A 12,220-nucleotide genomic window follows, 5' to 3' on the forward strand; every position below is an offset into this window, starting at 1 on the left:
CCCCGCGCGCCGCCGCCCCGGGGCGCCCGGTCAGGTGCCCAACTGCCGTACCAGTTCGGTGGCGAACGCCTCCGTCGCCGGTGCCGTCCAGCGTCTGCGGTGCCGGGCCAGCCGTACGGGGACATCGGCGAAGCCGGGGCCCGGCACCCTGGTCAGCCGCCCCTGTTCCAGATACTCCGCGACGGTCGTCAGCGGCAGCAGGGTCAGCCCCAGTCCGGCGGCGGCGCAGGACCGTGCCGCGTCCACGCTGCCGAACCGGGTGAGCCGGGGGCCGGTCCCGGGCAGCGCGAGCAGCCGCCGCTCCAGCGCGTCGCTGTACGAACAGCCCTGCTCCAGCAGGAAGAAGCTCTCCCTCGCCAGCCGCGCCCAGCCGGCCGGGCGCTTGCGCGCCGCGAGCGGGTGACCGGGCGCGCACACGAGGGCGAGCGGTTCGTGCGCGACCGGCTCGGCGGTGATCTCCGGGAAGTCGGCCTCGTCCTCCAGCAGCAGCGCCAGATCCAGCCGTCCGCCCCGCAGCCCCGCGACGCACTCCGCCGTTCCGGCCGCGTGCAGGTCGACGTCCACCTCGGGGTGGCGGGTGCGCAGGGCCGCGATCACCCCCGGCAGCCGGGTCGCGCACAGGGACTCCGGGGTGCCGACCCGCACCCGCCCCCGTACGGCGCCGTCGCCCTCCCGGCCGCCGGCCCGCAGCCGTGCCACGGCGTCGAGGACCTCCTCCGCCCCTTCCAGCAGACGCCGGCCCGACTCGGTGAGCAGCGTGCCGGTGGGCAGGCGGTCGAAGAGCCGGGTGCCCAGTTCCCGTTCCAGGGTGCGGATGTGCACGGTGACGGTGGACTGGGCGAGGTGCAGTTCGGCGGCGGCCGAGGTGAAGCCGCCGGTCCGGGCGAGGGTGGTGAAGGTGTGCAGCAGTCTGGTGTCCACGCGGCCAGCCTAGGCCGCCCATCGGCATTCCCGATGAGATGGATCGAAATCGATCGTTGGACGCGATCCCGGTCCGGTGACAGCGTGGAGCCATGACCCACGACACGAACGTGACGAGCCCGCTGTCCCGCCCCGAGCCGTCGGCCGGTGCGCCGCGCTCCGGGGACCCGCTGCCCGGAAACCGGCCGCCCGGGAATCCGCTGCCCACGGTCCTGCGCTACGCGGCCTTCACCGACGACCCGGCGGGCGGCAACCCGGCCGGGGTGGTGCTCGACGCCTCCGGACTGGACGACGCGGCGATGCTCGCGATCGCCGCCGAGGTGGGGTACTCGGAGACGGCCTTCGTCACCGCCGCCGACGAGGCCGCGCGGAGGTTCCGGGTGCGGTACTTCAGTCCGCTCGCCGAGGTGGCGTTCTGCGGGCACGCGACCGTCGCCCTGGCCGTGGCCCTCGCCGAGCGGCTGGGCCCCGGCGAGGTCCTGTTCGACACCCTCGCGGGCGAGATCCCGGTCGCCACCTCGGTCGACGCCTCCGACGGCACGGCCCGCGCCACCCTCACCAGCGTGCCGGCCGACTCCCGCCCCGCCACGGCCGCCGAACGGGACGCGGCCCTGGAGGCCCTCGGCTGGTCCGACGGCGACCTCGACCCGGCGCTGCCGCCGCACGTGGCCTTCGGCGGCGTCCGGCACCTGGTCCTGGCCGCCGGCTCCCGCGCCCGCCTCGCGGACCTCGCCTACGACTTCGACGCCCTCGCGGACGTCATGCGGCGGCACGACTGGACGACCGTGCACCTGGTGTGGCGCGAGTCGCCGGACCGCTTCCACGCCCGGGACCCGTTCCCCGTGGGCGGGGTCGTGGAGGACCCGGCCACGGGCGCGGCGGCGGCGGCCTTCGGCGGCTACCTCCGCACCCTCGGCCTGGTCAACGCCCCGGCCACGGTCACGATCCGGCAGGGGGAGGACATGGGCCGCCCCAGCGACCTGCGCCTCGACGTCTCCCCCGGGGACCCCCGCTCGCGGGTGACGGGCCAGGCGGTCCCGATCGGCTGAACCCCGGGGAGCCCAGGGGTGGGGCGGCAAGGAGGAGGCCGCAGGGGAGGGAGCCGCAGGGAGAGGGCCGCAGGGAGAGGACCGTAGGGGGAACCACAGGGACAGGGCCGCAGGGATTTAACTTGCGTAAGTCAAGCAATGGACTTACGGTTGACTGAGTCAATCAAAGAGCGCGCCCCGACGACCTCTTCCCCGGCTCCCCCCGCCCCCGCCCCTCACCCCTCGCCCCCCGCCCCTCGCTCCGCACGGAGGCCCCGCCATGTCCCACTCCCCTGCCCGACCCGCCGACGCGGGGGCCGCCGCCCCGGCACGGCCCGACGCCGTGGTGGCGGTGCTGGCGCTGGCCGGGATCGTCGTCGCGCTGATGCAGACGCTGGTCATCCCGATCGTGCCGGAGCTGCCGAGACTGCTGGACGCGCCGGCGTCCGACACCGCGTGGGCGGTGACCGCGACCCTGCTGGCGGCGGCGGTGGCGACACCGGTCGTGGGCCGGCTCGGCGACATGTTCGGGAAGCGGCGGATGCTGCTGCTCAGCATCGTGCTGCTGGTCTCCGGCTCGGTCGTCTGCGCCCTGGCCGACTCCCTCGTCCCGATGATCGTCGGCCGGGGCCTTCAGGGGCTGGCGGCGGCCGTGATCCCGCTCGGCATCAGCGTCATGCGGGACGTGCTGCCCGCCGAGCGCCTCGCCGGGTCGACGGCGCTGATGAGCGCCTCGCTGGGCGTCGGCGGCGCGCTCGGGCTGCCCGCCGCCGCGTTCATCGCGGACAACTGGGACTGGCACCTGCTCTTCTGGACCTCCGCCGCCCTCGGCGCCCTGTCCTTCCTGCTGGTCCTGGCCGTCGTACCGGAGTCGGAGGTGCGCACCGGCGGCCGGTTCGACCTGATCGGGTCGCTCGGACTCTCCGCCGGACTGGTCTGCCTGCTGCTGGCCGTCTCCAAGGGCGCCGACTGGGGCTGGACCGGCGCGGCGACGCTCGGGCTGTTCGCCGCGGCCGTCGTGGTCCTCACCTCCTGGGGCCTCTACGAGCTGCGGGCGAAGCAGCCGCTGGTCGACCTGCGGACCACCGCCCGCCCCCAGGTGCTGTTCACCAACCTGGCCTCGGTGGCGCTCGGCTTCTCGATGTTCGCGATGTCGCTGGTCCTGCCGCAGCTGCTCCAGCTGCCGGAGCAGACCGGGTACGGCCTCGGCAGGTCGATGATGACCGTCGGTCTGGTGCTGGCCCCGCAGGGCCTGGTGATGATGGCGATGTCCGCCGTGTCCGCCGGGCTCACCAGGGCCAAGGGCCCGAAGGTGACCCTGATGTTCGGCGCGCTGATCGTCGCCGCCGGGTACGGCCTCAACATCGTCCTGATGAGCGAGGTCTGGCACCTCGTCCTGGTCTCCTGCGTCATCGGCGGCGGGGTCGGCTTCACCTACGGCGCGATGCCCGCCCTCATCATGGGCGCGGTGCCGGCGTCCGAGACGGCCGCCGCCAACAGCCTGAACTCGCTGATGCGTTCGCTCGGCACCTCGTTCGCCGGTGCCCTCGCCGGCGTCATCCTCGCCCAGATGACCACCGACTTCGGCGGCCACGCCCTGCCCTCCGAGAGCGGCTTCAAGGTCGTCATGGCCATCGGCGCGGGCGCCGCCCTCCTCGCCTTCGTCCTCGCGTCCTTCATCCCCGGACGCCGCCCGGCCGCCCCCGCCCCGGCCGGCGCGGACCCCGCCGAGGAGCGCGCGCGGGCCGCCGGAGCGGGCCGGGCCTGACCCGGCCCGCTCCTCCCCACGACGACGCCCCCCGGGCCCGAGGGCCGGGGGGCGTCACTGTGCGCGGCGGAACCCGTGTCGCTACGACACGCGGGTCAGCGGGCGTTGATCAGGTGGTGCGGCGGGACCTTCACCGTGCGGGCGCCCGGGGTGCCACCCAGGATCACCTTGCGCAGGGCGATGTTGTTCTTGTGGTTGGTCTCCTGGAGACGGTTCTCCGGGTTGGCGATGACCTGGATGTAGTACGTGCCGTTCGGCAGGTCGGTGATGTCGAAGGACTGGCCGGGACGGTACTGGGTGTACGTGTCGCCGGAGCCGACGTCGAGCACCTCACGCACGGAGATGGCGTCCTCCGAGCCGCACGCGGTGGACAGGTCGGTGTTCTCCGGGTGCCAGTTGGCGTTCTTCACCGTGTAGTTGATGGCGTCGGTGTTGGCCAGGCAGAACGCCTCCTTGCCGGAGCGCACCTGCTTGGACTGGTCCGCGCTGAGCAGGCGGTAGCTGGCGAAGTCCGTGAAGTGCCAGTGCTCGTGGCCCTCGCGCGGGTCCCACTCCATGGTGCCGGTGGGCGTGTAGCCGATCTGCTTGCCCTTGGCGTCGTAGAAGTACTGGTAGGCGTCCATCTTGTCGGCGCCGGGCTTGCGGAAGCCGTCGACGACGAGGGGCGCGGGGCCCGCGTTCCAGACGTTGGCGCTGAAGGCGAGGTAGTCCTTGCCCGCCACGTCGCCGTCCTCGCCGTCGGTGATGGCGATGTCCCAGGCGGGCAGCGACCGCAGGTCCGGCTTGGGAACGCTCTTGGCGACGCCCGCCTTGCCGGTGGGCCGCTTGGCGTTGGCCTTCAGCGCGGGCGCGATGCGGGAGCCGTCCGTGTGGCCGGCTCCGTCGCCCAGGTGCTTGGCGATACCCCGGTCGACGAGGGCGAACGGAAGCTGGGGCGGGGTGGGGGCGTCGGCGCCGCGCGGGCCGTAGTGGTGGCCGTCCAGGGCCGGTGCTCCGGCCGGGGCCGACTGCGCGGAGTGGCCGCCGTGACCGCCGTGACCGCCGTGGTGGGACGACGAGGACTTCGACGCGGTGAGTCCCTCGCCTCCCTCCTCCTCGTCCTCGCGGACCGTCACCTTGACGGTCGGCTTGCTGTCGGGGATGCCGAACAGGTCGCGGTACTTCTTCGCGACCCGCACCTGGGCGGTGTACTCACCGACGGGCAGGTCCACCGACTTGTCGTAGTCGTAGCCGGTGGTGTTGGTGGCCCAGCCCTTCTCCACACCCCACACCGAGCCCAGCGTCCACGGGTTGGTGGAGCAGCTCTGCGGATAGTGGTTGGTCGAGGGGGCGTCCGGGCGGATGCGGCCCGAGGCGTTGTTCGGGCAGAAGTTCCCCTTGGTCTTCACGACCTGCTTGCCGGTCGCGTCCTTGACGGAGATCTCCAGGAAGCCGGTCAGCCCGGAGAAGTCGTCGACCGTGCCGGCGGGCAGGGTGCGCGTCTTCACGGTCTTGCCGTCGCGGAGGATCTGCTTGGCGACGATCGGGTCCTTGTACGACTTCCGCGTCACCTGGAACTCCAGGGGCGCGTTGTCGACCGACAGGTACGTGCCGAGCTGGAGGTTGACGCCGTTGGACCACTCGTAGCGGGTGAGGGTCACGGACTTCGACGCGGCGATCAGCTTGATCTGCGGCGTCCCGGGCTTCGCGGCGGGCGCGGCCCCGGCGCCGGGCGCGGCACCGGCCACGGCCGCCACCACGGTGAGGGACGCGAGGGCCGCGAGGCCGGGGCGCTTCAGGCGGCCGCGACGGTCCTGGGCGGCGCCGTCGCTCCCCGGGCTGTTCGGGCTGTTCGGGCTGTTCGTCGGACTGGTCATCTGGCTGGTCATCGGTTCCTCGTCTGCGAGTGCCATGGTCGGTGGCATCGGACTGGACAACCCACGGACGACGGCCGGAACCGCCCGGACGCACCCCAACACGTCCCGGCCGACCGGACTCGAACCCTCCGCCCTGTGAGCAACCTGTGAGACCGGTAAATGCGGTGTGCGGGTTGCCTGTTGTCGCGGATTTCGACGAAAAGCGCGGTGAGCACGCGTCGCACACATGCCGGTGCGTCCCTGCGGAACCGGCTCCAAGTCCGTGGCGAATCCCCTCAGGAGCGTCACACAGCCTGCACACAGCTCTGAGAATGCCTCGTTAGCGTTGCTGACCGCTCGATCCGCTCGATCCCACGTGCGAACGTGACGTGGCCGGGCCGCGGCCCGGCGGGTCGACGGCGTGTCAACACAGGAAGACCTCGATGGACTACTGCTCCTCATGTCGCCGGCATCTCAACGGTGCCCTCGTGTGCCCCGGCTGCGGCGCCTACGCGCCCGACATCGCGCCGGCCGCGATCGACAGCCGTGTCGCCCCGGCCGGCCCGTCGACCGGGGCGTCGAGAGTCCCGGCGGTCACCTGGGACTACGGAGCGGTGGACGGCGGCGCGCACGGCGGCCCCGTGGAGGGGTTCCCGGCGGACACGGCCGCGCCCGGCACGGGTGACGTCCCCGCGGGCGCCGATGCCGATGTCGACGTCGACCTGGAAGGCGTCCCCGAGCCGCCGCGCGGGCGGGCCGCGCGGCGGCGTCAGCTGGCGCGGTGGAAGAAGAACCAGCGCCGGGCCGTGGTCGCGACCACGGTCGCGCTGGTCGGCGGCGGTCTGACCGTGCTGGGGATGGACCGGCAGTCCACCGACCGCACCCAGGCGGCCACGGCGCCGGACGCCGACAGCCTGGGCGCCCTGGAGGAACAGGGCTCGCAGCGCGGCCGTACACCGGACACGGGGACGGGAACGGGCACGGAGACCGACGAAGCCCGGCGCACCGCGGACGCCCCCACCCGATGGACCCCGTCGGGCGACACCTCGCGCGACCGCTCCGCCGCGAACCGCTCCGCCTCCCGCGCGAGCCGGCCCGACGCCCCGCGGACCGCGCCCGCCACGCCGTCCGCCGAGCGCGCCCGGACCGGTGACTCCGGCACGGGCGGGACGGCGACCGACACCCCCGCGGACGGGGCGACCACGCCCCCGCCCACCGACGCCCCCGGCTCCTCGGCGGACACCGGTACGAGTTCGGGTTCGGGCGCGGACACGGGAACCGGCGCGGACACCGGAAGCGGCGGCGACACCGGCTCGGCGAACGGCAACGGCTCGGGCACGGGCGGCGGCAACGGCACCGGCGCGGCCGACGGTTCGGGCTCCGACACGGCGACGACATCACCCTCGGGGCTGTGCCTGCTCGGGATCGTGTGCGTGAACTGACGTACGGCGCGCGGCGATAGGACCTGGTCCGGCGCGCGCGGGGCCATGTCCGGCGCGCGCGGGGCCATGTCCGGCGCGCCGGGGTCGGTCGCCGTCCGGCGGTGTCGGGCGGCCCCGGAACCTGCCTGCCGGTGCCCGTCGGCCGGTCGGCGCCGGTCCGTGCCCCTCAGTGCTCGTCGGCCATCGGGACCGGACGGGGCCAGGAACGTCCGCTGACGCGTTCGATGTCGGTGTTGAACCGCTCCAGATCGGCGACGAAGCGCCGGAGACGTTCGGCGGGCCAGTCGGCGATGACACCGGTGAGGCCGGTGACGAAGGTCCGCGAACGAGGACGGCATCGGCGTCCTCCTCACCCCCGCCCCCACCCCCACCGCACCACCCGTCCGTCCGCGAGGCGGCAACCGTCTGCCCGACGGCGGCGATCACCCTCGACGAGGGGACGTAGGGCCCTTCCGGACACGGCCCGTGCCCGGGTCAGCCGCCGGCGGTGGCGGCTCGCTCCTCGGCGACGGACCGGCGGCCGGACGGACGGTCGAGGTGGGTGACGACCGAGGCGTAGAACCGGTGCACGGCGTCGTCGACACTGCGGATGAAACCGGACTCGGCGTTGCCCCGGGTACTGCCCATGCCCTTGAACAGGGAGAGCCGGAAGCCGGTGATCTGCGCCCCGTTCGCCGGGAGCAGGTCCGCCGGTTCGGGGCGCAGCCGTTCCAGGGTGCCCCGGGGCCCACCGGTCTCCCCCTCGACGAGGGTCTCGACATGCAGGTCCGCAGGCGCCTCGGCCAGCCGTTTCACCAGGCGCTTGGCCCAGTTGAGCGGATAGCCCTGCTCGGGCGCCGGAACCTCGATGGACGTCCGCAGCTTGCCGGTCCGCAGATCGGCGCTGAGCGCGAGGACCCCCGGGGTGCCCTCGATGCGCACCTCCGACTGCAGTGTCCCCCGCAGGCACAGCTCGTCGGCCATCCGTGCGCGCCGGGCTCCGGGATCGGTGCCGCGCCGGGCACGGCGGACCGGGAGCACCTTCTGGCCCAGTTCGCCGCCGAGCCCCAGACAGACCTGGCGGATGAGCCGCTCCCAGCTCTCGACGACCTCCAGCGTGCGCGGGTCGCCCTGGCAGAGGGTCTCGTCGTCGATGCCGTTGCGGACGGGTACCCAGGCCGCGCCCATGTTCTGGAAGCCGTGGCAGCCGGAGTTCTCGTGCTGGAGGTAGTGCAGGAGCTCCTGGAGCAGCCAGGCGTGCGCGCTGTTGCCGACGCCCTCGTGCCGGATGAGCATCTGGGCCTGGTGGGTGACCTCGGCCCAGGACAGGTGCCAGAGGGCCACCTTGTGCTTGCGACGGCCGTCGATCTTGACCTCGACAAGTGGGCTGCCTTCCAGTGCGACGTCGTTGGACAGCGTGATCACGGCCTCGTAGCCGCGGCGCGCGGCGATGTCCATGTACGCCTGCACCTGTTCGGCCTTGAGGGGGTTGCCGTTGGTCTTGGTCTCCACCAGCGCCGTCCACAGCTTGCCGGCCCGCTCGACCCGGATCACCCCGTCCGGGCGCCTCGGCGTCTCGCCGTGCGGCAGGGACACCTCGGTGAACGTCTCCGTCCGGCCCGCCGGCGCCCCGAACGCGGCGGTGAGCCTCCTGCCGAACTCCGGCACCTGCGCCATCACCGACAGCAGCACCGAGGTGGCCCGCATCTCACGGTCACGGTCGCTCTTCAGCGCGGAGACCGGGAAGAGCCGGGCCTCCCGCCAGGAGTCGTTCTCCGCCAGGGACTTCCTCACCGCCTTGGGCAGCGTGACCTTCTTCTTGGCGGTACGGGGACGCGCGGCCGCCTTCCTGGGCCCGCCCGGCTCCGGATCCTCGTCGGGCTGCCGGGGCTGCCGGGGCGCGGGCACCGCGGGAAGGCCCGCCGCCACGGGGGACGCCTGCTCGACGGCAGGGGCTGCGGCTCCGGCCGCCACGGCCTCGTTCACGGCGGCGGCGAGGGGCACCGCGCCGCCCGCCTCCGCGCGCACGTCCGTCCCGTCGGCCCGGGCGTCGGCCCGGTCGTCCGCCGGGGCCGCGGCGCCTGCCTCGGCCTCACCCGCGTCGGCCTCACCCGCGTCGTCGTCTCCGGCGTCGTCGTCGATGTCGACGCCGAAGTCGGTCGCGAGTCCCGCCAGTCCGGTGTCGTAGCCCTGGCCGACGGCCCGGAACTTCCACTCGCCCGCCCGGCGGTACAGCTCGCCGAAGATGAACGCGCTCACCGACCCGGCGTCGTCGATCGCGAACCGCAGCAGCCCCTCGCCGGAACCGTCCGCCAACGTCACCCGCAGGTCGTCGAGTTCGCCGAAGCGCGCGTCCTCGTAGCGGCTCGCGGCGACGACGATGCGCTCGACGTCGTCCGGGATCGCCGTCAGGTCGAAGACGATCTGGTCCTCGCTGCCCTCCCCGGCGGGCTTCTTGCCCAGGAGCTGCACACTGCCGTCGGCGGCCACCGGGTTGTTGTAGAAGTAGAAGTCGCCGTCGCCGCGCACCTTCCCGTGCTCGCCGAGCAGCATGACCGAGACGTCCGCGTCGCCCTCGCCGGTCGAACTGGCCCACCCCAGCGTCACGCTCACCGAGTCGACGTTGTCGCTCAGCCCCGCCAACCCCACGTTGGCACCCTTGGTCATCTCGTGCATGAAAGCCCCCAATCCCCGCACACGGGCATGCCGGACCCCCTGCGCCCGCCACCCACTTCCCGTGTGACATGCCGCACATTCGACGCAGGCGAAACTCTAGTGCGCCACGCGCCGACATACGCCGATCCGCCGGAAACCGTCCGATCCGGTGACCCGGTGATCAACCTCCGCGCACCCAGGAGGAAGCTGGGACCGGTGTCGTTGCCCCCCAACTTTCAAGGAGACGACCGGAGATGACGAAGCGTCTGGCGCGTAGAGCGGTGTTGCGTGGTGGGCTGGGCGGTGGGCTGGTGCTCGCCGGGGTCGGGGCCGGGGGCGGGGCCGCCTCGGCCGCCGGGGGCCGGGGCGGTGAGGTGTACGTGCCGATCGCGGTCGGGGCCGGGGGCGGGCCCGCCGGGAGCGACCGGGTGCATGTGCTGAGGGTGGGGCCGCGGGACGCGGGGACCGTGGTGGTGCTGGTGCCGGGGATGTTCGGTGCGGCGAACGACTTCCGGCTGATGGCCCGGGATCTGGTGGCCGCGGTGCCCGGGATCCAGGTGTGGGCCGTCGACCGGCGCGAGGAGAGCCTCGCCGACCGGACCGGCTTCACGGGCGGCGCGGACCCGGCCGGCTACTACCTCGGCGGACGGTACCGGACGCTGGAGCCCTCCGCCGCCGGGTACGTCGGCCGGTGGGGGCTGGCGCGCACCCTCGACGACCTGCGGTGCGTCGTGCGCGCCGCGCGCGCGGGCGGGCGGCGCCGGGTCGTGCTCGGCGGCCACTCCTGGGGCGCGACCACCGCGATGGCGTACGCGGCCTGGGACTTCGGCGGGCGGCCCGGCCACCGGGATCTGACCGCGCTCGCGGTCCTCGACGGGGGCGTGCGCGGCGCGTTCGAGGGGGGCGGGGCGCCCGTGCACGACTCGCCGGAGGAGGTGCGCGAGCGGCTCGCGAAGATCGCCGGCGGGCAGGTCTTCGACATGACGCTCAGCGCGGTCGGCGTCGGCGACCGGGCGGAGAGCACCCAGATCTGGTACCAGCTCGCCGGCTGGTACGCCCGGCACGACCCCGAGGGACGCTCCGTCCTCCAGGACCGCGTGCCCGAGGCGCTGCGGGTGCCGTTCCCGGTGACCAACGCCGCGCTGCTCGGCACGTTCGTGGACGCCGGCTTCGGCTGGCCGAACGACATCAGCGTCCACTCCGGCCACCTGGCCGCGGAGGCCGACGCCGACGGCGTACGGGGGTGGGTCGACACGGGGATCACACCGATCGGGCGGGTCGCCGAGGCGTACGCGGGCCCCGTGCCCGGTGTGTGGGAGTGGTACTGGCCGGCGCGGCTCTCCGTCGACCTGGACGTGAGCGACGCCTACGCCGACACCGACCTCGCCCGCTCGCTCGGCCTGCGCCTGCGCCACGCCTCCGGCCTCGGCATACCCCTCTACGCCTTCCAGACCAGCGCCTACCGGGGCACCGCCGTGGAGAGCGCCCGCCGCGTCGTCGCCGGGTCCCGCATCCCGTACGCCGTCTACGAGTCCGACGAGGGCATGAACCACCTCGACCCGCTGTTCGCGGCCACGGCCCACAACACGGCCACGCACACGCTGGCCGCGTTCCTGGGGAGGGTGACTCAGGTGTAGACGAGGGGGCAGCCGCGTCGCAGCACGTGCTGGGCCGCGCGCAGGTACAGGGCCACGTAGAAGGCGGTGTCGAGATCGTCGGCCCACGGGCCCGGCCGGCGCGCGGCCAGTTCCTTCGCCGGGCCGTCGAGGAACCACATCGTCAGGTCGAGGTTGTCGCACATCGCCGGTGTCTCGGGCGGCAGTTCGACGGCCGCCGCCAATCGCTCGGCGAGCGCCAGCACCCGGGGAGCCCCGGCGACCACGGTCGAGTCCGTGTAGGCGGACTCGACGCCGTCCAGCCGGATGTCCTCCTCCAGCGGCATCGGCACCAGCACCGTCCAGCCGCAGAGCGTCTCGGTCTCCGCACGCGTGAGAAGCGCCTCGCACAGCCGCACGAACCCGTCCATCGGCGGGACCAGTTTCTCCTCGAACGTCAGCCCCGAGCCCCGGACCAGGTCCGTCGCCTCGGGCATCGACTCGAAGGCCGGCAGCCCTCGGCGCCGCAGCTCGTCGTCGAGCGCGCGAGCGACCCGCCCCAGGCCGTCCTCGGGCTCCTCCCCCTCCTCGAACCACTCCTGCCTGCCGACGCTGACCACGTAGATGCCCATGCCCGGAACGTACCGCGCCCCACTGACACCCCGGGCGCGACCAACCCCGCCCGGGGGCGGCCCGGGCGGAACCTGCCCCCCGCCCCCGCGCGTCTCCCTGTCGTACAACTGGCCGAGACCTACGGGATCGCCGCCACCACGACCCCACCCCTCACCACAGAGAGCGATGGCCACCGTGCTCGTACTCGTCCTGTCCGTCATCGTGCTGTTCGCCGTCGGCGGCGTCGTCTGCGTCTACTGGACGGCCCGGGGCGACGCCCCCCGCTGGGCCCGCGGCGTGGCCATGGCGACCGACGTGCTGAGCGAGATCGTCCTCAAGGCGAACAAGGGCTCCACCTCCCGCAACAACGGGGACGACTAGGGCG

The 12,220-nt window shown here is 73.7% G+C and carries 9 protein-coding genes and 1 pseudogene; 5 read left to right on the plus strand and 5 right to left on the minus strand.

What is annotated here, in order from left to right; translation table 11 throughout:
* Window positions 1-30: 30 nt before the first annotated feature.
* Window positions 31-921, minus strand: a complete 891-nt coding sequence (locus PYR72_RS23895) for a LysR family transcriptional regulator (protein ID WP_275457215.1) — start codon at window positions 919-921, stop codon at window positions 31-33.
* Window positions 922-1,013: 92 nt separating this feature from the next.
* Between PYR72_RS23895 and PYR72_RS23900 the strand changes: the two genes are divergently transcribed.
* Window positions 1,014-1,970 carry a PhzF family phenazine biosynthesis isomerase gene (locus PYR72_RS23900; RefSeq protein WP_275457216.1) on the plus strand — a complete coding sequence of 319 codons (957 nt, stop codon included), beginning with the start codon at window positions 1,014-1,016 and terminating at the stop codon, window positions 1,968-1,970.
* 259 nt (window positions 1,971-2,229) lie between these two features.
* Entirely contained in the window at window positions 2,230-3,717 is a 1,488-nt protein-coding gene (locus tag PYR72_RS23905) for an MFS transporter (RefSeq protein WP_275457217.1), read from the plus strand.
* A gap of 95 nt (window positions 3,718-3,812) precedes the next feature.
* Here PYR72_RS23905 and PYR72_RS23910 read toward each other — a convergent pair whose 3' ends face one another.
* The gene (locus PYR72_RS23910) at window positions 3,813-5,609 is read right to left on the minus strand and encodes a lysyl oxidase family protein (RefSeq protein ID WP_275457218.1); all 1,797 of its coding nucleotides are present in this window, start codon (window positions 5,607-5,609) and stop codon (window positions 3,813-3,815) included.
* A 386-nt stretch (window positions 5,610-5,995) separates the two neighbouring features.
* Between PYR72_RS23910 and PYR72_RS23915 the strand changes: the two genes are divergently transcribed.
* The gene (locus PYR72_RS23915; RefSeq protein ID WP_275457219.1) at window positions 5,996-6,994 is read left to right on the plus strand and encodes a hypothetical protein; all 999 of its coding nucleotides are present in this window, start codon (window positions 5,996-5,998) and stop codon (window positions 6,992-6,994) included.
* 166 nt (window positions 6,995-7,160) lie between these two features.
* On the opposite strand, the pseudogene PYR72_RS42985 reads toward PYR72_RS23915, so the two are convergent.
* Window positions 7,161-7,307, minus strand: a pseudogene (locus PYR72_RS42985) (MarR family transcriptional regulator); the annotation flags it as partial.
* A gap of 161 nt (window positions 7,308-7,468) precedes the next feature.
* Window positions 7,469-9,649, minus strand: a complete 2,181-nt coding sequence (locus PYR72_RS23920) for a TerD family protein (RefSeq protein WP_275457220.1) — start codon at window positions 9,647-9,649, stop codon at window positions 7,469-7,471.
* A gap of 233 nt (window positions 9,650-9,882) precedes the next feature.
* Here PYR72_RS23920 and PYR72_RS23925 point away from each other — a divergent pair, with 233 nt between their 5' ends.
* The gene (locus tag PYR72_RS23925) at window positions 9,883-11,265 is read left to right on the plus strand and encodes an alpha/beta fold hydrolase (protein ID WP_275457221.1); all 1,383 of its coding nucleotides are present in this window, start codon (window positions 9,883-9,885) and stop codon (window positions 11,263-11,265) included.
* Here the strand turns inward: PYR72_RS23925 and PYR72_RS23930 are convergent.
* Window positions 11,256-11,855, minus strand: a complete 600-nt coding sequence (locus PYR72_RS23930) for a hypothetical protein (RefSeq protein WP_275457222.1) — start codon at window positions 11,853-11,855, stop codon at window positions 11,256-11,258. The two genes, PYR72_RS23925 and PYR72_RS23930, sit on opposite strands and share 10 nt — an antisense overlap.
* A gap of 166 nt (window positions 11,856-12,021) precedes the next feature.
* On the opposite strand from PYR72_RS23930, the gene PYR72_RS23935 reads away from it, so the two are divergent.
* On the plus strand, window positions 12,022-12,216 hold the full coding sequence (locus PYR72_RS23935; protein ID WP_275457223.1) for a hypothetical protein: 195 nt from the start codon (window positions 12,022-12,024) through the stop codon (window positions 12,214-12,216).
* Window positions 12,217-12,220 lie beyond the last annotated feature (4 nt).

Origin of the sequence: Streptomyces sp. VNUA24 (genome assembly GCF_029167005.1) — a bacterium.
GTDB lineage: Bacteria > Actinomycetota > Actinomycetes > Streptomycetales > Streptomycetaceae > Streptomyces > Streptomyces scabiei.

Coding starts and splice junctions, on each gene's coding strand:
- PYR72_RS23900 (WP_275457216.1), top strand. CDS start 1,014: ATGACCCACGACACGAACGTGACGAGCCCGCTGTCCCGCCCCGAGCCG.
- PYR72_RS23905 (WP_275457217.1), top strand. CDS start 2,230: ATGTCCCACTCCCCTGCCCGACCCGCCGACGCGGGGGCCGCCGCCCCG.
- PYR72_RS23910 (WP_275457218.1), bottom strand. CDS start 5,609: ATGGCACTCGCAGACGAGGAACCGATGACCAGCCAGATGACCAGTCCG.
- PYR72_RS23915 (WP_275457219.1), top strand. CDS start 5,996: ATGGACTACTGCTCCTCATGTCGCCGGCATCTCAACGGTGCCCTCGTG.
- PYR72_RS23920 (WP_275457220.1), bottom strand. CDS start 9,649: ATGCACGAGATGACCAAGGGTGCCAACGTGGGGTTGGCGGGGCTGAGC.
- PYR72_RS23925 (WP_275457221.1), top strand. CDS start 9,883: ATGACGAAGCGTCTGGCGCGTAGAGCGGTGTTGCGTGGTGGGCTGGGC.
- PYR72_RS23930 (WP_275457222.1), bottom strand. CDS start 11,855: ATGGGCATCTACGTGGTCAGCGTCGGCAGGCAGGAGTGGTTCGAGGAG.
- PYR72_RS23935 (WP_275457223.1), top strand. CDS start 12,022: ATGGCCACCGTGCTCGTACTCGTCCTGTCCGTCATCGTGCTGTTCGCC.